This is a genomic window from Rhodococcus zopfii NBRC 100606 = JCM 9919, from assembly GCF_001895025.1.
Lineage (GTDB): Bacteria > Actinomycetota > Actinomycetes > Mycobacteriales > Mycobacteriaceae > Rhodococcus > Rhodococcus zopfii.
On the sequence record NZ_BCXI01000043.1, the window covers coordinates 22,765 to 46,911 of the forward strand.

Annotated in this window: 5 protein-coding genes; 2 read left to right on the plus strand and 3 right to left on the minus strand. The window is 70.5% G+C overall.

The genetic code is table 11. From position 1 onward, the window contains the following. Positions 1–140 precede the first annotated feature (140 nt). A complete protein-coding gene (locus RZ1_RS23845) occupies positions 141–1,421 on the plus strand; it encodes a YibE/F family protein (RefSeq protein WP_072814993.1) in 1,281 nt (426 codons plus the stop codon). Positions 1,422–1,434: 13 nt separating this feature from the next. Here the strand turns inward: RZ1_RS23845 and RZ1_RS23850 are convergent, their stop codons facing one another. After that, positions 1,435–2,877: a DUF7159 family protein gene (locus RZ1_RS23850; RefSeq protein ID WP_072814994.1), complete on the minus strand. Its 1,443-nt coding sequence runs from the start codon at positions 2,875–2,877 to the stop codon at positions 1,435–1,437. A 160-nt stretch (positions 2,878–3,037) separates the two neighbouring features. Here RZ1_RS23850 and RZ1_RS23855 point away from each other — a divergent pair, with 160 nt between their 5' ends. Beyond that, on the plus strand, positions 3,038–3,553 hold the full coding sequence (locus RZ1_RS23855) for an arsenate reductase/protein-tyrosine-phosphatase family protein (RefSeq protein WP_072814995.1): 516 nt from the start codon (positions 3,038–3,040) through the stop codon (positions 3,551–3,553). Here the strand turns inward: RZ1_RS23855 and RZ1_RS23860 are convergent. Beyond that, the gene (locus tag RZ1_RS23860; RefSeq protein WP_083583882.1) at positions 3,536–5,101 is read right to left on the minus strand and encodes a tyrosine-protein kinase domain-containing protein; all 1,566 of its coding nucleotides are present in this window, start codon (positions 5,099–5,101) and stop codon (positions 3,536–3,538) included. The genes RZ1_RS23855 and RZ1_RS23860 overlap by 18 nt on opposite strands. After that, complete coding sequence (locus tag RZ1_RS23865; RefSeq protein ID WP_244899382.1) at positions 5,101–24,036, minus strand: non-ribosomal peptide synthetase; 18,936 nt, start codon at positions 24,034–24,036, stop codon at positions 5,101–5,103. Before RZ1_RS23865 ends, RZ1_RS23860 begins: the two co-directional genes overlap by 1 nt. Positions 24,037–24,147: the final 111 nt, after the last annotated feature.

The following is a 24,147-nucleotide window of genomic DNA, read 5'->3' on the forward strand; positions in this document are numbered from 1 at the left end:
ATTGGGCCGACTCGCGTCGAAGTTTTCGTGCCGGTTGCACGACTCAGGCACCCTGGCTTGTTCTCCACGCACATATGGAGCCAGGCGCGGACGCGCCCCCATCCGGTGGCACCGCCGCCACGGGTGGCTAGCCTGTTCCGGTGAGTCACGGACACGGACACGGCCACGGCCACGACGGCCCGGTTCCGCTCGGCCCGACCGCGGCGCGGGTGGTTATCGGACTGCTGACGGCCATCGGCATCGCCGTCCTGCTCGGCACGATCGCGCTGTGGCCCAGCAGCAGGTCCATCGACATCCCCGCGCCCTTCCAGACATCGGGCGGTGGTGCCGTCGTCACCGAGGCCGGCACCGTCGTCGCCCAGGACATCGGACCGTGCGGCAGCACCTCCTCCGGCCGCGTGTTCACCGGTGAACCGGTACCGCCCGCCATGAACGCCTACGAATGTTCGCGCAGCGTGATCACCATCGACTCGGGTCCCAACGAGGGCACCCGAACCCTGCTCGAGATCGCGCCCGGACCCGGGCAACCGGACCTGCGCACCGGGGAGAGGATCCGGCTGGTCCGGCAAACGGACCTGTCGGGCGCGACCCAGTACTCCTTCTACGACTACGCGCGCGGTCTGCCCATCGCCCTGATCCTGGTGGCGTTCGCCGTCGTGATCGTCGCGGTCGCCCGGTGGCGGGGGCTGAGGGCGCTGATCGGTCTGCTCGTCGCGTTCGGCATACTCGTGGGCTTCATGCTGCCGGCCCTCCTGGACGGGAAACCGGCGGTGCCGGTCGCGCTGGTCGGCGGCTCGCTCATCCTGTACGCGGTGTTGTATCTCGCGCACGGGGTGAACCTGCGCACCAGCTCGGCCCTGCTGGGCACCCTGGCATCGATGGGCCTCGCGGCGCTGCTCTCGTATCTGGCGATCCGCCTGACCAGCCTGACGGGCCTGTCGGAGGAGCAGAACACAGACGTGCAGTTGTACCTCGAGCACGTGAGTATCACGGGCCTGCTGCTCGCCGGATTCATCATCGGCTCGCTCGGTGTCCTCAACGACGTCACGATCACGCAGGCGTCGTCGGCGTTCGAACTCGCGGCCATCGACCCGTCCGCGAGCCGACGCGACGTGTTCACCTCCGCGATGCGGGTGGGCCGCGACCACATCGCCAGCACCGTGTACACGCTGGTGCTGGCGTACGCCGGGGGCGCGCTACCGCTCCTGCTGTTCTTCAGCGTCGCGGGACGATCGATCTCCGACGTCATCACCGGCGACGCCGTCGCGATCGAGATCGTGCGCGCCTGCGTCGGTGGCATCGCCCTCGCCCTGTCGGTGCCACTGACCACCGCCATCGCGGCACTGCTCGCCCGGCCCGTCGGATCGGGCGCCGGATCCACACCTGCCGCCGAGCGGCCCCGCGGGCGTCACGCCCGCTGATCACCGCCGGGAATCACCCGGCGGGAAGCTCGAGTCTGGGCAGCTCGAAACGCGGCAGCTCCACCTGTGGAAGGACGGGGACCGGGATGTTCAGACCCGGGATCATCGCCGGGGGCGGCGGCGACTCGGGGGCCGGCGGCACCTGCCGCTGCGAGGTCGCTGCCGTTTCCGGTGCGACGGTAGTGGTGGTGGTGACCGGGGCGGGCGCGACCGCGGGCTTCGGTTGCGGCTTCGACGACGGCGGCGGCGTCACCACGGTTTCCGCGGGCGCGGACTCGTCGGCCGGCGTCGAACCGAAGACGGTGTTGCCCGCGCCGAGCGCGACACCGATCAGGGCGACCACCATCAGAGCGGTCCCCGCGAGGCCCGCGCCACTGATCTGCTTGCCGCTCACCTTCGGTCCGCGGGCGGTGAAAATCCCCCGCCAGGACCGCGTCCCCTCCGAATCCGCGGAAGCCGCGGGCTGTTCCTTCGGCCGGGCGATCCGATCGGTGCGCTGGTCCGCGGAAGCGAACCCGCTGGCACCGGCCGGTGTCCCGGTCGGTCGCGCGATGCGCTCGGTCGCCGACGGCGGGACGATGTGCATCGACACGGACTGCACCGAGTCCTTCGGCCGACCGGCCAGGAGCGCTCCGCCCTTCGCCAGCACCAGCTCCGGCTCGTGCGGCACCACCAGCGGCAGCTTCAGCCAGGACCGCAGAACCTCCTGGACGAGCGGAATGTGCGCGCCACCGCCGAGCAGCACGAGCGCCTCCGGATCCCGGCCGGCGCGCTCGACGATGTCACGGACGAACCGGGCGGACGATTCCACGCACTGCGCGATCAGCGGATCGAAGGTGTCCCGGGACATGAGAATCAGCCCGGCCGCTCCCGGTACCGCGACCGCGTCGCTCGCGGAGAGCTGCTCCTTCGCCTCGCGGCACTGCGCGTCGAACTCCGTCGAGGTCGCGGGATCGTCGGGCAACCACACGCCGTTGGTACCGAGCTGGTGCGCGCGGATCGCGGCGTCGAACACCCGCCCGCCGACGGTGTCGGTGCGTCCCGCCAGAACCTCCCCGGACGGAAGGTCGACGACGGTCACGGTGAGCCCGGAATCACCCAGGTCGTAGAACACCGCGGTGTCGGTGCACAGCTCACCGCTGGCACGCAGATACGCCAGCGCCGCCTCGGACTCGGAGACCAGGCCGAACCTGTCGAGCCCCTGCTCTGCCATGGCTGTGCGGATCCGGTCTGCCTGCGCCGCGTCGCGGTACACCATGCCGACCGTGTCGATCGGTTCGCCCGCCACCCCGGTCTGGCACAGCACTCCCAAAGTCTGTGCGGCGAGGCGGGCGGGGTCGTCACGACCTGTGTCCACCACCTGGAACTGATATCCCGCCGACGGCGCGGTCCGATCGATCGGACGCACGATCCGGACGGCGCTCTCCCCTACGGTCACCCCGAGTACCGAACTCATCAGCCGCCTTCTGCAGTTTCCGGCGCCGCATCAGTGCTCACCCCCGGCGCTTCGAGACGGACCCGATGTTACCCAACGGTCCGCATTGGACAACCAGCCGATTCCGTACCGTCGAATCTGCACGGGTCGCGTCCCAGGCCGTGGCGCATAGGATCGGCAGATGCGGGTCCTCTTCGTATGCACGGGAAACATCTGTCGATCACCGACTGCCGAACTGCTGACAACGGCGTTCGCGGCCGAGTCCGGTCGAGCGAATCTCACGGCCCACAGCGCCGGCACACGAGCACTGGTCGGCCACGGGATGGAACCTACGGCGGCGGCGGTCCTGCAGCAGCTCGGCGGCGACCCGGCCGGGTTCGCCGCCCGCCGGCTGACGCCGAGCATCGCGGAGGACGCCGATCTGGTCCTGACCATGTCCCGCCGTCATCGTTCGGCGGTGGTCACCGCGGCGCCTCGAATGATGCGGGTGACATTCACTCTCCGTGAGGCCGCCCGGGTACAGCAGGCCAGCGGCGCCTCGACCGTCGCCGAACTGACCGCGGCCCGGGTGCAGAGCACTGCACCCGGGCCGGACGACATCACCGATCCGATGGGCCGGGACGAAGAGACCTTCGCGACGGTCGGAACCGAGATCGCGGACCTTCTGTTACCGCTCTTGTCACGACTCCACGTCTGAGCTCCCGCCCGGCGGCCGCAATCGTGCCTGCACGCGCGGCCGCTCCCCCGGGCGGGGAAGCACCACCTCCGGGTAACTCGGCACCACCGAATAGGCGGGCACCGCCCGGCTGTGGGCCCCGTTGCGGGCAGCAACCGGCGCAGACTCCGGGTGCGGGGTTTCCGCGTCGGCCGGCGCAGGCTTCTTCGCGGAATCGTCGGACTCGTAGTAGTACCGGTACTCGTAGGCGCCGGGTCTGTTCGACGGCGCCATCGTGATGATGGTGCCGAGCACCCGCACACCGGCGTTGGCGAGGTTGCCGACGGCACGGACCATTTGCTCGCGGGTGGTCTTGCCGTGCCGGACGATCATCAGTGCGCCGTCGGCGGCGGCACTGAGCACGACCGCGTCGGTCACCGGCAGCAGCGGTGATGCGTCGATGATCACGTAGTCGAATCGCGTCCGGAGGTCCTCGACGATCTGCTTCGCGGTGGCGGATCCGAGGAGTTCGCTCGGGTTGGGGGGCAGTGCACCGGCCGCGAGCACGGTCAGGTTCTCGAAGCGGGTCGGCTGCAGCACGTCGTCGAGCCCGGCCCGGCCGGCCAGCACGGTGCTGAAGCCCGCGTCGCCGATGACACCGAGGTACTTCGAGACCCGCGGGCGACGCAGGTCGCCCTCGACCAGCACCACCGAGTGTCCGGCCTCGGCCAGCACCAAGGCGGTGTTTATTGCCGTGGTGGACTTGCCTTCGGACGGAAGCGCGCTGGTGACGACGAGGACCCGCGGCGGGTTGTCCACGTCGAGGAACTGCAGGTTGGTCCGCATCTCACGATATGCCTCGGCGCTCCCGGAGTTCGCGTCGCGGAACACGATCGCCGCCGTCTCCTGGCGTTCCTTGTCGAGTGGGATCGTCCCGACCAGGCCGGCACCCGCGATGTCCTCGGCGGTCTTGCGGTCCTTGACCGTGTTGTCGAGACGGTCACGTAGAACCGCCGCGCCGATCCCGAGCAGCACACCGACCAGAAGCCCCAGGGCCACATTGCGTTTCGTGTTCGGCGACACCGCCGACGACGGGGTGGTGGCATGCTGCTCGACCACGACGCGCGCGGCGGGGGAACCGCCGTTCTCGGGGGTTTCCAGTTCGCGCGCCATGTCCACGAACTCGTCGGACAGCGCATTCGCCAGATCGCGGGCACGTTCCGGGGACGGGTCGGTGACCGTGACGTCTATGAGCACCGTGTCCGGCGCCGACGACGCCTTCACCTTCCCCGCGAGCTCGGCCGGGGTCGGATCGGTGATCCCGAGGCTGTCGAGGGTACGTTGCGCGAGCGTGGTGCCGGTGAGCAATTTGGTGTAGGAGGCAACGCGTTCCTGTGAGAAGCGGTTCCCCTGGTAGATCTCGCTGACCGATGCGCCGGAGGATGTCGACACGAACAGCCTTGTCGATGCCTGGTACTGCGGGGTGGCCAGCAGCGAAGCGACGAGCGCTCCGAACAGTACCACCGCGGACGTCACAGCCACGATCTTCCATCGCGCCTGCAGAATTCGCAGATAGTCGTGTACTTCCATCAGGGCGTCTCCCTCGTTCCGATGACACTGCTGTTACGCCCGGCGGGCGCGATGTGCTGGTAGTTGCTGCGAAACTCCCCGTGCCGCACCAGCACGGGCCCGATCCGGCGAAACGCTTCCGGCACCGTCAGATCCGAATGTGCGAACGGCAGTGGATGGTCGACCACATCGCCGGCCACGTATCGGCTCCACGCAGCGACGAGCGCGGACGACTCTCTCCGCGCGGACTCGGCCACGAAGAGATGGACGTCGCCGTCGTGGACGCGGGGCGTGTGATGACGCAGCCCGGTTTCGACGGTTCCCGCTGCGGTGTCGGCGCGCCGACGGACACGGGCGACCAGACCGTCGGGCAGGCCGGTGGTATCGATCTCGGCTTCGACGTATCCGGGGTCGGCCGCGTTCGGCATCGTCTCCGGCGTGAACGTATCCAGCAGCGCAAGCAGCGCGACACGCTGTCCGGCTTCACGCAGCTGCACTGCCATCTCGTGCGCGATCGTGCCACCGGCGGACCAACCGAGCAGGTGGTACGGGCCGTCCGGCTGGACGGTGCGGATCCGATCGATGTACCGCGCGGCGAGTTCGGTAATCGAGCCGGGGATCGGGTCGAGCCCGACCGCCTGCAGCCCGTACACGGGAGCACCGTCGAGATGCGCGGACAAACCGGTGTAACACCAAGCCAATCCGCTGATCGGGTGCACGCAGAACAGGGGGCGTGCATCAGTCTCGCCGGCGCCGAGCGGGACCAGCACCGCGAGGGGATCGATGGTCGCCGCCACGACGTCGGCCGGGTCGACATCTGTATCGATCCGCTGAGCAAGGTCGTCGACGGTCCGGGCGTCGACCAGCCACCCGACCGGCACCCGGCGGCCGAGCGCCACGGACAACTCCCCCGCGACCGTGACGGCGCCCAGCGAACTGCCCCCGAGATCGAAGAATCCGCGATCCGCCGACACCGCGGCGACCGGGATGCCGAGGTGCCGGGCGTAAGCGGCCGCGACAAGCTGCGCGGTCGGTCCGCTCGGCGGCACGTGCGCCGCGGTGGACCACGCCGCGTCCGGGGCGGGCAGCGCCGCACGATCGACCTTGCCGGAGGGCAGCATCGGCAGCGCATCGACGACGGTGACAGTGGCCGGGCGCAGATGGCGCGGAAGCTGTGAGACTAGCAGGCGGCGCAGTCCCTCCAGGTCGGGGTCCCCCTGGACATACGAAGCGAGGCAGAGATTTCCGTCCGTACCGGGGACCGCGACAGTGACCGCCGCATCGATGCCGCCGGCGGTGAGCAGCACCGCGTCGACCTCGGCGGGCTCGGTCCGGATGCCGCGGATCTGCACCTGGTCGTCGCCCCGGCCGATGTGGTCGAGCTCTCCGGTTGCCGTGATGCGCACCAGATCTCCGGTGCGATACAGCCGGCTTCCGGGTTTTCCGAACGGATCGGCCACGAATCGCGTTGCGGTGAGACCGGTCCGGCGGGGGTAGCCGCGCGCGAGCCCGGCCCCGGCGACGTACAGTTCACCCACCGTGCCGGGCGACACCGGGTGCAGTCTCGCGTCGAGGACGTAGCCGGTCGCGCCCGCGACGGGCACGCCGACGGCCGGTTTCGCCGTGCTATCGGTCAGTGGTCCGGCACACGAGACCATGACGGTGAATTCGGTCGGTCCGTACCCGTTGAAGATTCGGTGCCGCGACCAGCGCCGGGCGAGCGCCGGATGCAAGGTCTCACCACCGACGACGACGGTGACGGGCGGCAGCGCATCGGGGTCGAGGGTGGCGAGCACCGTCGGGGTGAGGTCGAGGTGGTCGACGCGCGACTCGACCAGAAGGTTCTGCAACGCGGGACCTGCGAAGGTTTCGTCGTCGGCGATCACCAGTGTGCCACCGTGTGCGTGGGCACCGAGCAGTGTGAGGATCGCGGCGTCGAAGGTGATGGAGACGGCCTGCAGTACCCGGGATCCGGGGCGGAGGCCGAGCCGCCGGGCCTGGACGTCGACGAGCGCGGTGAGCCCGCGATGCGGCACCGCAACGCCTTTCGGAGTTCCGGTCGTCCCGGAGGTGTAGATCACGTATGCCAGTTCGTCGACCGACTGCTCCGGCTCCGGCTGCACGGAACGGGTGTGCGGGCCGGTCAGATCGATCCACCGGACCACCCCGCGACCGTATTCGCCGTCTCCGGCGGCGGGCGGCACGGTGAGACCGAAGGTGGCGCCGCAATCCGCCAGGATCGCCTCGATCCGCGCGCGCGGCTGGTGTACGTCCAAGGACACCCAGGCGGCACCGGCCTTCGTGATCGCCCAGAGGGCGAGCGGCCAGTACTCGCTGCGTGGCACCGCGACCGCGACGAGATCGCCCCGGCCGACCCCGTGGCCGGCGAGTTCCGATGCGATCCGGCCGGCACGCGTATCGAGTTCGGCATAGGTCCAGGCGACCGGTCCGGCCTGCACTGCGATCTCGTGGGGATACGTGGCCACCGTGTCGGCCAGCATGTCCCGGAGCGTCCTCGGCGTCACCTCGGCCGCGCCGAGCGGTGCGACGTCGGGAACTGCGAGGTCGCCGACGGCTCGTCCGGGGGCGGCCAGTGCCGCATCCAGCAGCCTCACATACTCCGCGAGCAGGCTCTCGACGCCGGCGGCGTCGAAGAGGTCGGTGGCGTACACGACCCGCACGTCGAGTCCGGAACCACTGTCGCCGTCGGCGTGCTCCACGACTTCCCAGGCGAGGTCGAACAGTGCCGGGACGGTGCCGATCTCGGCGTCACGGACGTGCACGCCGGGCAGTTGGGGCAGCGGATGACCGGACCCGCCGGGCCGGTGTGTCAACACCACCTGGAACAGCGGATGGTGGGCACCGTCGCGGTTCGGGGCGAGTCGCTCGACGACCTGCTCGAACGGGACGTCGGCGTGGGCGAGCGCCCCGAGGTCCACGGCACGCACTTCGCGCAGCAGATCCGCGACGGTGGTGGACGGGTCGACGGGAGTGCGCAGCGCGACGGTGCCGACGAACATGCCGACGACCGCGGACAACCGCGGATCGTCGCGTCCCGCGACCGCCGTGCCGACGACGATGTCCGATCGTCCGCTGCGGCGGGCGAGCAGCGCCGCGAGGATCGCGTGGAGCAGCATGAAAGTGGTGACGTCGTGGGCGCGGGCGACGGCGCGCAGCCGGGTGGTGAACTCAGCGTCGAGGTACACGGTGGTCGTCTCGCCGCGGTAGCTGGGCCGGGATGGCCGGGGGCGGTCGGTGGGCAGGGGCAGCGGGGTGTCCGGCGCTCCGGCCAGCGCGGCCGCCCAGTAGTCGAGCTGGCGGTGTGCCGGCGAGTCCGGGTCCGTGTGGTCTCCGAGAAACTCGTGCTGCCAGCGGGCGTAGTCGCGATAGGTCACCGGCAGCGGCTCCCACGCGGGTGCCGTGCCGCGGACGCGGGCCACGTAGGCGGCCTGCAGGTCGGACATCAGCGGTGCGACCGAGCCTCCGTCGAACGCGATGTGGTGGACGGCGGCGACGAGGATGTTCTCGCCCGGAGCGATGTCGAGCAGCCGGACACGCAGCGGAGGTTCGGAGCCGAGGTCGAACGGACCCGTGATCGTCTCCGTGACGGCCTGCTCGGGATCGGTGCACGAGAGTAGTTCGAGCGCAGGAGGATCGACGAGAGCGAGCTCACCGTCCGGGTACGCGGTGCGCAGGATCTCGTGACGATCGCAGAGGTCGCAGACGGCCGCACGCAGGGCGTCGACGTCGAGACCACCGGTCAGGCGCAGGACCACCGGAACGATGTAGCGCGCGTCGGGTTCGGTGCGCGACAACAGCCACAGTCGGCGCTGCGCCGGCGCGATCGGCACCGCTCCGGTCGTGTCGGATCGGCGCAGGGGTGGCCGCGGCGCCGAACCGTCGGTGACGTACGCCGCGAGTGCGGTGAGGCTCGGCGCCGCGAGAACGGCGCGGGTCGGCACGTCCGTCGCGAACACGTCGGACAGCCGGGCCGCGAGCACGACCGCTCCCAGCGAGTCGCCGCCCGCGGCGATGAATCCGCGGTGCGCCGCGGGCCGTGCACCGAGCACGTCCTCGGCGATCGTGACAACCAGCCTCTCCCCTGGGGTGAGTGCGGTTTCGTCGAACGTGACTGCGGCAGTGTCCAGTTCGGTCAGCGCAACGAGATCGAGTTTGCCGTTGGTGGTGACGGGCAGCTCCTCGACCACCCGAAACCGTGTCGGCATGCGGTACGACGGGACGCTGGTCGCGACGATGCCGGTGAGGTCGTCGACGGTGGTGCCGGTGGCCGCGGCGAACGCGACGAGCGCACCGTCGATCGCGACGACCGCGGCTTGCCGGACCCCGGGTGCGGCGAGCAGCGCGGTTTCGAGCTCGCCGGGTTCGATACGGACCCCGCGGATCTTCAGCTGCCGGTCGGTGCGGCCGAGGTAGGCGAGGGTGCCGTCGGTGCGCCGGTGCACCCGGTCGCCCGTTCGATACATCCGTTGCCCGCCGGCCGCCGCGACGAATCGCTCCGCGGTGAGAGCCATGGCGTCGAGATATCCGAGCGCGAGCCCGGCGCCCGACAAGTACAGTTCGCCGACCGCGCCCACCGGCACCGGACGAAGGCGTGTATCCAGGACGTGCGCGGTCGTGCCGGGGACGGGCCGGCCGATGCCGCCCTCGGCCGGGCCCGCGGTGCGACCGCCGGCGATCTCGGTGAGGGTCGCGACGATCGTCGACTCGGTCGGCCCGTACGCGTCGAGCAGCAGCCGGCCCGCTGCCCAGCGTTCGGCGATCCCGGTGGGCAGGGTTTCGCCGCCGGACGCGACGACGCGCAGGTCGCCGAGTCCGGCCGGTTCGAGGGTGCCGAGCACCGTCGGCGTCGACAGGTAGTGGGTGATGCGTTCCTCGCGCAGCAACCGGTGCAGTTCGGTCCCGGCGTACACGCCCGGCGGCGCCACGACGAGGGTCGCGCCGGTCGTGTGTGCGAGCAGTACCTCGAGCAGCGCCGCGTCGAACGCCGGGTGGTATCCCTGCAGCACCCGGTCGCCGGGGCCGACACGGTAGCGGGTCGCGGCCTCGTCCGCCAGCGGCGCGAGTCCGGCGTGGGTGACGGCGACCTGCTTGGGCGTACCGGTCGAACCCGAGGTCGCCACGACGTATGCGACGTTCGGCGGGCACGTCGCGGCGATGCCGGTCGATCCCGTGAACGCGGCACCGGTCTTGGTCGCGGCCCACAGGTCGCGGATGCGGTCGGCGCTGCGGGTGTCGGCGAGACGGACGACGCTGCCCGGGCCGATGCCCGCCGCGCGCCACTCGGCGGCGCGGGCGTCGGACGCGGTGTCGAGTTCCCGGTAGGTGAGCGAGATTCCGTCTCCGCGCAGTGCCTCGCGTTCGGGGTGGGCTGCTGCCGCCGCGCACAGAAGGTCGGAGAGAGTGCGGGCTGCCGCCGGCACGTTACCGGTCAGCGGTGCCGCGGCAGCGTCGAAACGTACGTCGCCGACCGGTGCCGCCGGGGCGGCGACGAGGCCCGTGAGCGCGGCGGTGAACCGCCGGACCAGGGTCTGCGCCGTGTCGTCCGCGAACCGGGACCGATCGAACCGGAGGCTCGCGCGGTAGCCGTCGACGGCCGGGGCGAAGGTGAACTGGAGGTCGAATTTCGTGGTGTCGTCCAATATTTCGCGTGCTTCGACGCTGATGTCACCGAACTGCACGTGGCCCGGGTCGAAGTCCTGCATCGCCAGGGCAACATGAGGTCGCGGTCCCGTGAGCATCCCGGCGATCTGTTCGTAGGGCACCGTGGCGTGATCGAGCGCCGCCACGTCGAAATCGCGGACGGCCGCGAGCAGTTCGGTGAACGACCGGTCGAGAGCCACCGCGGTGCGCAGCACCAGGGTCTCGACGAACGGCCCGACGAGGCCGTCGAGTTGCGCCCAGCGCCGAGTGGACACGACGGCAGCGATCGCGACGTCGTGCTGGTCGCCGACCCGGGCCAGCAGCACCGACAGTGCGGCGTGCACGACCATGAACTCGGTGGCACCGTGCACGCGGGCGAGCGACGCGACCGCCTCGCGGACGGTGCCCGGAACGGTGAATTCGACCGTGCCGGCCACCGGGTCACCACCGGTGCGGTCGGCGGGGAGTTCTGTGACGGTGAGACCGTCGAGTGCCTGCCGCCAGTGGTCGATGTCGCCCTCGGGGATTCCCCGTGCGTGCTCCCAGATCGCGTAGTCGGCGTACTGCAGCGGCAGAGGCAGCCACCGGGGCGCATGCCCGGCCGCACGGGCAAGGTAGGCGTCGGCGAGATCACCGAGCAGCGGTCGCAGTGACGCGCCGTCCGCAAGGGAATGGTCGACGTCGAGGTGCAGTACGTGCAGGTCCTGACCCAGCCGTTCGAGTTCCACCCGGATCGGCACATCGGCTCCGGCGGCGGCCGTCGATACACGACCGGAATCGGACAGCCGGACCGTGTCCGGTCGACGGCCGGATGCCTCCTGATGGATGTCCGTGCCGGTCGCGACGTAGCGGGTGCGGAGGATCTCGTGCCGGTCCACGACGTCGCCGATCGCGGCGTCGAGCGTCGCGGGATCGAGTCGGCCGCCGAGCCGAACCTCGGCTCGCAGCCGGTATCCCTCGGGGTTCAGCAGTTCGAGTCCCCGGAAGCGACGCTGCGCGCGGCTCAGCGGAATGCGCGGCGGCCGGGGTTCCACCGCGACCGGGCCGGCGTCGACGTCGAACCCACCGGCGTCGAGGGCAGCGGCGAGATCGTGGACGGTGGGGTGGTCGAAGACGGTGCGCAGCGGGACTGCGATGCCGGTCTCCTCCCGCAGACGTCCCACCAGAACTGTTGCCAGCAGGGAGTTTCCGCCGATCGCGAAGAAGTCGTCGGAGCGTCCGACCGGCCCCGCCCCACCGAGCACGTCGGCGCAGACCCGGGCCACGAGCACTTCGGTCTCGGTCTCCGGGGCGTCACCGCGGCGGGCGGGCGCCGGCAGCGCTGCCGCGTCGAGCTTGCCGTGTGAGGTGAGTGGCAACGCGGCGAGCGCGACGACGACGGCCGGTATCAGATGGCCGGGCAACGTGCCGGACAACTGCGACCGGACCCGTCCGGTGTCGAGTTCGGCCGGAACGACATACGAGACGAGCGAGCCGTCACGGACCACGGTCGTGGCCTGCTCGACCCCCGTGACGCGGCGGAGCGCCGCATCCACCTCGCCAGGCTCGATGCGGACGCCCCGCAACTTGACCTGGCCGTCGGCGCGGCCTCGGTATTCGAGGGTGCCGTCGCGTCGCCACCGGGCACGGTCGCCAGTGCGGTACATCCGGCCGTGGTCGGTCGCGACGAACCGCTGCGCGGTGCGTGCCGGGGCTCCGCGATAGCCGCCGGCGAGCCGTTCCCCCGACAGGTACAGCTCGCCCACGATTCCTACGGGTACCGGCTGCAGCCGATCGTCGAGCACGGCGGCCGCGACGCCGCGCACCGGGTTGCCGATCGCGGGCACGTCCCCGGGCGCCAGTGGCGCCGAGCAGGTCGCGAAGACCGTGGCCTCCGCGGGACCGTATCCGTTGTAGAGGTCGCGGCCGGTGCCCCACCGGTCGACCAGTTCGTCGGCGACGGTCTCGCCGCCGAGCATGAGAACCCGGAGATCGGGCAGCGCACTCGCGGGCACGCTCGCCAGCGCGGACGGGGTCAGGCACGCGTGGGTGATGCGCTCACGGGCGAGCAACTCCCCGAGGTCCGCACCGCCGTAGCTGTCCGGCCCGGCGACCACCAGCGTCGCACCGGACGTACCCGCGACGAGCAGTTCGAGCACGGCGGCGTCGAAACTCGGTGCGGCGACGTGCAGCATCCGATCACCCGGCCCGGCCGCGAAACGGTCGGCGAGGTCCGCGGCCAGTGCCGTTACAGCTCGGTGACCGACCGTGACCCCCTTGGGGTTCCCGGTGGTACCCGAGGTGAACACGAGATAGGCGGCGGCGTCCGGGTGCGGATCGCGGAGTCCGGTGAGTTCGGTGGTGTCGACACCGGTCGCGGTCACGCCGACCCACCACACCGTCGTGGGCAGCGACTCCTGCTGTCCCGCAACACCGTGCGTAACATCCGCGAGCAGGGCGACAAGTCTCGCCGTCGGCTGCGCCGGATCGACGAACATCGGCGCGGCACCGAGTCGCGCGATGCCCCAGGTCGCGACGACCGCATCGACCGATCGGGGCAACGCGCACGCGACGACATCACCGGTCCGCGCTCCGGCGGTCCACAGCCGCGCAGCGATGTCTTCGGCTCGATCGATCAGCCGGGGATACGTCAGTTCCCGTTCCCCGTCGCGCACGGCGACCGCGTCGCCCGCGCGGGCGGCACCGGCCGCGAGCAACCGCCACAGCGACTGCGGCGGCGGCGCGACCGGTCCTGCTGCACGGCCCGGCACGGCGCCCTCCCCGGCGGAGGACAGGTCGATATCGTCGATCCGTACATCCGGATCCGCCACGGCCGCACGCAGGATCGCGTCGAGGCGGTCCGCGAACGCGGCGACCGTCTCGTCGTCGTACTGGTCTGCGGCACAGGCGAATTCCAGGTCGAGATCGGCCGCGGTCTCCGTGACCGTGACCTGCACGTCGAACTTCGCGTGCTCGTCCGGCGCCGGTGCGACCGTCGCGGTCAGATCCGGCAGGGTGACGTCGCCGATGGTGGTCCGGCGATGCGACAGCGCCACCTGGAAGAGCGGGTGACGCCCCGGGACCCGTGACGGATCGAGCTGTTCGACGATCGTCTCGAACGGTGCGTCGGGATGGCTGTAGGCATCGATGTCGACAGCCCGGACGTGCGCGAGCAGATCCGCGAACCGCATCCCGGGCCCCACTCGGGTGCGCAGCACGAGGGTCCCCGCGTACATCCCGACGGCCTCGTCGAGTCGCGGGTCTCCGCGACCTGCGACGACGGTGCCGATCGGAATGTCCCTGCCGGCGCCGTGACGGGTGATCAGGGACGCGAGTGCGGCGTGCACGACCATGAACACCGTGGCGTGGCGGTCGCGTCCCAGCCGGACGAGCCGATCGCTCAGATCCCGGTCCAGGCGCAGTCGATGGACCACGGCGCGTCCACTCGGACGGACCGGACGTGGACGGTCGCCGGGCAGCGTCACCTCGTCGGGCAGGTCCGCCAGCACGCGCAGCCAGTGCCCGATCTGGTCGTCGGCGATCGCGTGCTGCCACCGGGCGAAATCGGTGTACTGCACCGGCAACGGCACGAACAGGGGGCGGTGTCCGCCGACGCGCGCAGTGTAGGCGGCGGCGAGGTCGCGTAGCAGCGGGGTGAGCGACCACTCGTCCGCTGCGATGTGGTGGACGACGACGACGAGCAGATGGCGTTCGGACGCGAGTCGCAGCAGGCGGATCCGCACCGGCCGTTCGATGGTGAGGTCGAAGCCAGCAGAACAGAATTCGTGCACCCTGGGTGCCGATTCCGGCTCCGGGACGGAGATCGTGTCGAAGACGGGATGCGGAACCGGCGAGATCATCTGGCGGGTGACGTCCGGATAGATCGTGCGCAGGGTGCGGTGCCGTTCGAGGACGTCGGTGACTGCCGCGGCCAACGCATCGACGTCGAGCCGCCCGTCGAGGCACAGCACGAACGGAAGGTTGTAGGCCGCCGAATCCGGATCGAACCGGTTGACGAACCACAGCCTCCGCTGCGCGGGCGAGAGCGGAGCGGGATCCTCACCGCCTGCGGTCAGCGGCACCCGTCCGAGCGGCCGCCCGGCGCGGTCGGCGATCCGCTCGGCGAGGGCGGCGACGGTGGGGGCCTCGAAGATGTCGCGCACCGTGACGTCGGCATCGACGATGCCGACGAGCCGGCCGGCGAGGCGATTTGCCAACAGCGAGTTGCCGCCGAGGTGGAAGAAGTTGTCGTCGGCGCCCGGGATGATATCGGAGCCGTTGTCGCGCAGCAATTCCCCGAACGCCGCCGCGATCAGCTCCTCGATGGGCCCGTGTGGTGCCCGCCCGCCGGCGGAGACAACCAACGGCTCCGGCAGCGCCGCACGATCAAGTTTGCCGTTTCCGGTGAGCGGCAGCGCATCGAGCACGACGGCGGCGGACGGGACCAGGTAGTCCGGCAGGGTGCGACGAACCTCGTGCAGCGCATCGGCCGCAGATCCGCCGACGAGATAGGCGACGAGCCGGTCGTCGCGCAGGATCACCGCGGCGTCGGTGACGCCTGGGCAGCGCAACAACGATGCTTCGATCTCTCCGGGTTCGATGCGGTAGCCGCGCAACACGATCTGCTGATCTGCGCGCCCGAGGTGATGCACGATGCCGTCCGTCCGGCGGCCCAGATCTCCGCTTCGGTAACGGCGTGCACCGCCCGGTGCGGCGACGAACCGCGTGGCCGTCAGGCCCGGACGATCCCGGTAGCCACGCGCGAGCTGCGCGCCGGAGATGTAGATCTCCCCCGTGCTTCCGGGAAGCACCGGGCGCAGGTACCGATCGAGCAGGTGCATCCCGATGCCGGGGAGCGGCCCGCCGACACCCGGGACTGCGGCCGGACCGCACGTGACATGCACGGCGGTCTCGGTGATGCCGTACATGTTCACCGTTTCGATCTGCGGCCGGTCCTGCTGCCACGATCGGACACGCTCGGCATCGAGCGGCTCCCCACCGAGGATCACCAGACGCACCGACTCCGGGAGCGACGCGGCGACACTCAGCTGGTAGAACGCGGTCGGCGTCTGGTTGAGCACGGTCACCCCGTGCTCGCCGAGCAGCGCAGCGAATCCGGCCGGATCGCGGACAGTGGAATGGTCGACGATGATGAGCCGTCCCCCGGTCGTCAGAGCACCCCACATCTCCCACACGGAGAAGTCGAAGGCCGGGGAGTGGAACAGCGTCCACACGTCCGATTCGTCGAAGCCGAAGCGGGATGTGGTCGCGGCGAAGACACTCAGCACGCTGCGGTGGGTGACGAGCACTCCCTTCGGAGCTCCGGTGGACCCGGAGGTGTAGATCAGGTAGGCGCCCCGATCCGGATCGGCCGGCGCGTCGTGGCCGTCGCCCGCCACGGCCCGGTCCTGTGCCGGGACGGCTCCGGGATCGAGAGCGGGAACGTCTCCGGCGGCGCGGAAATCTCTGCCGCACAGGATCAGTGCGGGTTCGGCGTCGTCCAGCAACGACCGCAGCCGAGCCTCGGGATGGGTGACGTCGACCGGCAGGTACACCGCACCGCATCGGGCGACCGCGACGATCGCGACGACCAGATCGACGGTGCGGGGCAGTGCGACCGCGACCACGTCCTCCGGTCCGATCCCCCGCCCCGCGAGCAGCGACGCCAGCGCACCGGATCGCGACCGCAGCTGTGCGTAGGTCAGGGCGGTGTCCCGGTCGGCGACAGCGACCGCATCCGGCGTCGCGACAGCGCGGCGGTCGAAGAGTTCGGACAGGGAGCGGACGTCCGTGTGCGGGGCCGGTTCTGCCTCCGATTCCGATTCCGTGACGGGACCGACCGGATCGACTGCGCCGACCGCCGTCCCCGGGTCCGAGGTCACCGTCTCGAGGATGCGCAGCAGCCACGACACCCACATCGTCACCGTTCCGCTGTCGAACAGGCCGCTCGCGTAGGTCAGCGTCCCGTCCAGTCCCGCCGCTGCCCCGGTGTCGGAGAACGTCTCGCGCAGGGTGATCTCCACGTCCACGCGCGCGGTGCCGGTGCCGATCTCTCGCACCGTCGCCAGGCCGGGAACCGCTCGGGCGCCGGTGTCGAACGACTCGTACGCGAGGATGACCTGGAACAGCGGATGATGATCGGCCGCGGACATTCCGACCGCGTCGACGATGCGGTCGAACGGGACGTCGGCATGGGCGAACGCATCGAGATCGACGCGGCGCGTCTCGGCCAGCAATTCGTCGAACGTGACGCGCGGATCGACCCCCAGCCGCAACGGGACGGTACCGACGAACATGCCGACGACGTCGTCCAGCGCCGCGTCCGTGCGTCCGGAGACGGGGGTGCCGACGATGACGTCGTCGCTCGCGGCAAGCGCGGCGAGCAGAACCGCCAGGGCCGCGTGCACCACCATGAACGGGGTGACATCGTGCGCGCGGGCGAGTTCGTCGACAGCGGAGTGCACGTCGGCAGGGACGGCGAAGGCGATCCGGTCCGCGCGGACGTCCCCGCCGGTCCTGGGACGGTCGGTGGGCAGCGGTAGCAGCGACGGCGCACCGTCGAGAGTTTGCTTCCAGTACTCGAGCTGCCGTGTGCCGAGACCGTCCGGGTCGGTCGGTGCACCGAGCATCCGGTGCTGCCAGCGCGCGTAGTCCGCGTAGGTGACCGGTAGCGCCGGCCAGGCGGGGGCGGTCCCCTCGCGGCGGGCGGTGTAGGCGGTCAGTGCGTCGCGCCCCAGAGGCAGCAGGGACAGCCCGTCGGCGGCAATGTGATGCAGCACCACGGCCAGGGTGTACCGGCTGCCGTTGCGGTACACGCGGGCACGGACCGGCGGCGCGACAGTGAGGTCGAACGGGCACCGGGCGAAGTCGGCGATTTCGTCGTCGAGGTCGGTGAGCGCATCGACCGGGGTGAGATCGAGCGTGATCGCCGGGAGCTCGAGCCGGTACGGACCGTCCGGTCCGTCCGGATGAACCGTCCGCAGCGTGGCATGCCGGTCGACGACGTCGGCGATGGCCGCCGTCAGCACGTCCAGGCCGACGCTCTCGTCGAGTTCGGCGGCGAACGCGATATGGTCGCCGCCGACACCGGTGGCGATGTCGAAGCGGTTGACCAGCCACATGCGCTGCTGCGCGGGAGCCAGCGGCTGCGGGCCGTCGTCGGACTCATGGACAAGTGGGATGCGCCGGTCCGCTTCGGTGTGCGTGATCGCCTCGGCGAGGTCCGCGACGACGGGGTTCTCGAGGATTTCCCGTACGCCGACGCGGCGATCGACGATTCCGGCCAGCCGCGCGGCCAGCTGGGTGGCGAGCAGTGAATTGCCGCCGAGAGCGAAGAAGTCGTCGGCCGGCGCGACCGCAGTCAGATCGAGCACGTCGGCGACAACCGTCGCGACGAGATGCTCGGTGACCGTGCGGTATCCGTCGCCGGAGGCTGTTGTCGTGGTGTCCGCTACCGGGAGGGCGGCCCGGTCGATCTTGCCCGTCGCGGTCAGCGGCACCGCGTCGAGCACGGTGATGGTCGTCGGGACCATGTGCCGCGGTAGCCGCGTCGCGGCGTACTGCCGGATCGCCGTCGCGTCGAGACGATCGGCGGTGCCGTGCACGAAAGCTGCGAGCCTTCCGTCGCGCGCGACGGTGACAGCCGTGGTGACCGCAGGATGCGTGGAGAGGACAGCATCGATCTCTCCCGGCTCGATGCGGAATCCCCGGATCTTCACCTGATGGTCCGCACGGCCGACGAACTCCAATACGAGATCCCGGCTTTCGTGAGCGGACCGCGGCAGAACCCAGCGGACGAGGTCACCGGTGCGGTACATGCGCCCGCCGAAGGGAGCGGCCGGAAAGCGCTCCGCGGTCTGGGCCGGCGCGTCCAGATAGCCGCGGGCGAGACCGGCTCCGATCAGATACAGCTCGCCGGTGACACCGACGGGAACGGGACGCAGGCGCCGGTCCAGCACGATCGGGGTGACCCCTTCGAGCCCGGTTCCGAGGTTCAGCGGCTCGCCCGGTGTGAGCGGCGAACTGGCGGTTGCCAGCACGGTCGTCTCGGTGGGCCCGTACACGTTGAGCACGGTGCGTCCCGGCGCCCAGCGCGCCGCGGTCTCGGGCTGCCATGCCTCGCCGCCGATCGCCAGGACGCGAAGATCGCCGAGACCGTCCGGATCGAGCAGAGCCGGCACCGAGGGAGTCGAGAACCAATGCGTGATCCGTTCGGCGCGAAGCAGTTCCAGGAGCCCGTCGCCGCCGAACACATCGTCCGGCGCGACCACGAGCGTTCCGCCGGACGCGAGTGCGAGCAGGTACTCGAGGACCGACGCGTCGAACGCGGGGGCCGCGAAATGGAGCACCCGCGCGTCCGGGGCCAGGCGGAAACGCCCGACCAGCGACCGCGCCAGAGGCGCGAGCCCGCGGTGGGTGACCACGACGCCCTTGGGTCGTCCCGTCGAACCCGAGGTGTACACCAGATAGGCGGCCTGATCCGGCCGCAGCGGGCGCAAGCGGTCCGTGTCGGTGATCTCTCGCATGCAACCGTCCGCAACGAAGGGAATCACCTCGATTCCTGCGGGGACCGGAACGCCCGGTTCGGCGATCACGTGCCGGACGCCGGCGGTGATGAGAATCTGTGTGATCCGGGCGGCGGGCTGAGCGGCATCGACGGGCACGAACGCGGCTCCGGTCAGCGCGATCGCCGCGCTCGCGAGCACCGAGGGCACCGACCGCGGCAGCAGCACCGCGACCCGGTCCTCCGGCCCGATCCCGCGGCCCAGCAGCACCCATGCCAACGGGCGTGCCGCGGAGCATATTTCGACGGGGTCGTGTCCGGGCGCCGCCACCCGCGCCGGACTGCCACCGAGCAGGTCCGCCAGCGTCGCAACCGGCCCGGAGCACGCGAGCACGACAGGTACGGCACCGAGGTCGACGTTGCCGACGGCCGCCGTGTGGTCGGCAACCACGGAGGCGATCACGGTACCCAGCCGTTCCACCCACAGCGTGACGGTGTCCGGCTCGAACAGGGCACTGTCGTAGACGAGCCGTCCGGCGAGAGCCCCGTCCCCGGTCTCCCGGATCTGGAGTTCGAGGTCGAAACGCGCATGTGCCGAGTCGAATTCCTGCACTCGCACATCGAGTCCGGAGAGCACCGGAGCGGTCTGCGGGATGTTGTCGTAGCTCAGCATCAGCTCGAACGGACCGAACCCGAGCTTCTCGACCACCTGATCGAAAGGCACACTCGCGTGCACGAATCCCTCGATGTCGGTGGCTCGGACGTGTGCGAGGAGCGTGGTGAACGCCGCGTCGGGATCGACGGTCACACGCAGGGCCACGGTTCCGACGAACATGCCGACCAAGCCGGCGAGATCGGGATGGCCGCGGCCCGCGACGCCGGTTCCGATCACGACGTCGCGTTCACCCGTCCACGCGGACAGCCACACCGCGACAGCGGCGTGCACCGCCATGAAGGTCGTCGCGTCGTGGCGGGCCGCAAGGGCACGGAGTGCGGCGACGTGCGGTGCAGGAACGGTGAACCGGACGGCTGCGGCAGGCCCGGGTTCTCCCGTGCGCGGACGGTCGGTGGGCACCGCGGGAGCGGATTCGAGTCCGGCCAGGGCACCGTCCCAGTACTCGAGTTCCCGGTACGCGAGGCCGGCCGGATCGGCGGGGTCGCCGAGCCGCTCCCGGTGCGCGTGGGCGTAGTCGATGTAGTGCAGGGGCAGCGGATCCCAGCGCGGAGCATCGCCGTGGCACCGGGCAGCGTAGGCGGCGGCGAGGTCTGCGGTCAACGGGACGAACGACGCCCCGTCGAGGGCGATGTGATGTGCGACGACGACGAGCACGTGACGGTCGGGACCCGTCTGCAGCAGCCGGATCCGCAACGGCACCTCGGTGGCGAGGTCGAACGGCAGGGCGGTCCACTGCCCGATCATCGCGTCCACGTCGCCGGGCGCGACCGGGACCGGGACGATGTCGAATGCGGTCAGCGCCTCGATCACCGGGAGAACGCGTTGCACGGGGCCGCACGGAGACCCCGGAAAGACGGTGCGCAGCAACCGGTGTCGAATCACCACGTCCCCCACCGCGATCCGGAGCGCCGGCACGTCCAGCTCGCCGTCGAGCTGCAGCGCGAACGGCAGGTGGTACGCACTGGTGTCACGGTTGGCGCTGGCCTGCAACCACAGCCGGTACTGCGCTGGAGCGAGCGGGCCGGGATCGGGATCTGCCTGCGAACCGTCCGCTTCGGCGGCGAACCACGGCTCGGCCGAGACCGCGAGCGGTCGTTCCGTTGCGGCCGCGGCCAGCCGGGACACGGTCGGATGTTCGAACACGTCTCGCAACCGGATATCACGTCCGAGAGCGGTAGTCAGATCCGCCGCGAGTTGCGTTGCGGTGAGCGAATGTCCGCCGGCGGCGAAGAAGTCGGTGTCCGCGCCGACGTCCACGGCGTCGGTGTGCTCGGCGAACAATCGGGCCACCAGCACTTCCCGTGGTCCGGTCGGCGGCCGGTTTCCGGCACCGGGTTCGACGGCGGGAACAGGCAACGCCCGCCGATCGACCTTGCCGCCGGGCGTCAGGGGCAAGGTGGGGAGAACCGTCGTCGTCGCCGGCCTGAGATGCACGGGCAGCCGCTGGGCGAGGCGCGCCGTCACGTCGGCCACGTCGATCGCCGTCGCCCCCTCGCCGACCACGTAGGCGGCGAGCCGGTCGCCACGTACGACGACCACCGCCGCGGCGATGTCCGGAAACGACGTGAGGACCGTTTCGATTTCGCCCGGTTCGATCCGCCGGCCACGGATCTGCACCTGACGGTCGGCGCGGCCGAGGAATTCGAGCCGGTGCTCGGCAGTGGCGGGGTCGCTCGTCCAGCGCACCCGGTCACCCGTCCGATACATCCGCTCCCCGGCCGGTCCCGCGACGAACCGCTCGGCCGTGAGCGCGGGGGCGTCCAGGTAGCCTCGGGCGACCGACGGTCCCGCGAGATACAGCTCGCCCACGACACCGACGGGCACCGGGTGCAGCCTGGAATCGAGCACGCAGGCCGTCCTTCCGTGGATCGGACGGCCGATCGGCACCCCGGAACCCGGCCGCAGCGGCGCGCTCAGCGTAGCGAGCACCGTCGTCTCCGTGGGCCCGTACGCATTGAGCAGAACCCTGCCGACGGACCACCGATCGGCGACGGCCTGAGGCAGCGCCTCACCACCCGAATCGACGACCCGAAGGTCGGGCAGGTCCGTCGCCGGGGTGACGGCCAGGATCGCCGGCGCCGTGATCACATGGGTGATTGCCTCGCGGCGGAGCAGATCTCCGAGCGCGGGGCCGGCGACCGCATCAGCCGGACAGATCACCACGGTCGCGCCGGCGTCGAAGGCGAGCAGCAACTCCTGCAGGGACGCATCGAAGGTGGGCGCGGCGAGATGCAGCACGCGGGACTGGCGATCGGCGCGGTACTTGTCCCGCAAGGTCGCGACGAGGGACGCCACGCCACGGTGAGTGACGGCGACGGCCTTCGGGACGCCCGTCGACCCGGAGGTGTGGATGACCCAGGCGGGATGATCGAAGTGCGGGATCCGCAGGCATTCCACGTGTGTCCCGGCACCGGCAGCCGCGGACCCCGTCGACGGCGTGACGACAGCGACATGCCCGGGCAGGTCGACGTCCTCACTCGCGATCGCGATCCTGACCGCACGCAGCACTTCGCTCAGGCGCGCGGCCGGCAGACCCGGATCGATCGGTGTGTAAGCCGCCCCGGTCTTCGCGACCGCCCACAGCGCGACCACCGAATCCACCGAGCGGCGCAGGACGACCGCGACCAGGTCCTCGGGCCCGGCGCCGGCCGTGACGAGCCGACGTGCCAGCTCGTCGGAGCGGGCGTCGAGCTCCCGATAGGTGAGGGACGACCTCTCGTCGCGCACCGCCACCGCATCGCTGTCGGCGTGCGCGGACAGCAGCTCCGGCAGCAGCTGCGGCTCCGCCGCGTCGGAACCGCGGGCGGGAACCGAACGCGCCGGATCCACCGAGGCCGCGAACGGCAGATCCCCCACCGCACAGTTCGGGTTCGCGACGAAGCGGGCCAGGTGATCGAGGAACCTACGGTGGTTCCGGGTGAGCGAGTCCTCGCTGTACACCGTGGGATTGGCTTCGAAATCGACGCGAACGGTGCGGCCGGCGATTCCCGGATAGACGTTGACCGACAGATCGTCGATCGGGCCCGTGGATTGCACGTGGAAGTCACCGACGATGTCACCGAAGGTGATCTGCGGATGGAACATCATGAGATTGACGACCGGCCCGAACGCGCTGCGGATCTCGCGGTGCTCTCTACCGAGTTCGCGCAGATCCGCGAGCATGTCCTCGTACCGGTAGCGCTGGTGCCGCAGGGCTCCCGTCAGTTCCACCTGGACCTGCCGGATCAGCTCGGCAGGAGTGCGCGCGGGATCCACGTGCAGCCGAAGCGGAACGATATTGGACAGTGCCCCACCGGATCGGCGGAGCGCCGCGGTGGTCCTGGCGGAGACGGGAAGGCTCAGTACGACATCGGAGGTCCCGGCTGTTCTCGCCAGGAACGCCGCGAAGGCAGCGACGACGACCGGCACATCCGTCGAATTCGCCGCGCGCGCGAGTGCGGCGACCGCCTCGGCCACATCCGGTTCGAGCGATGCGCCGGCGTGCCGGCACGGCACCCGGGGCGGCGCCGATCCGTCCGCGAGGGACACCGGGGTGGGCAGGTCGGCGAGTCGCGGGGCCCAATGAGCCCGGTCGCGTAGCCGACGCTCCGAAGACTTGTATGCGGCATCGAGTTCGGCCAGCCGGTCCACCGGCAGACTGCGCACAGGGGGTGGTTCGGCGCCACCGGACCAGGCCGTGTACAGCTCGGCGCTGCGCTCGAGCATGACCATCGCGCCGTGCCCGTCGAGTGCGATGTGGTGGACGAAGCTCGACAGGAAGAACCTGTCGTCGGCCAGTTGCAGCACCGTCGTGCCGATGAGCCTGTCACACATCGGATCAAGCCGACGAGAGTACCTGTCCCGCATCCACCGATGCGCGTCGCCCTCCGGGTCTCCGGATTCGCGAAGGTCGACGAAACCGACGGAATCCGGGGCGTCCACCCGGACCGTCTGATGTGGCTTCCCTCCGACATCCTCGAGGAACAGGAAACCCGATTCCACATCGCGGGCGGCCTGCTCACAGGCCTTGCGGATCAACTGTGTATCGAGATCGCCTTTCAATTCGACATATTGGGCGATGGTGAACGGGATCTCCGGAAGCAGTACCTGGGCGAACCAGAGACCGCGCTGAACCGAAGACAGCGGAATACGGCGCACTGCCCTCCCTCACATTGCCCGACAACGACACACCGCGGACGAGAAGAACCACGAAGAGACCTCCCCGACCGAGATCGCGACGAAGCCTCCCAACAACGTCGACGACCGATA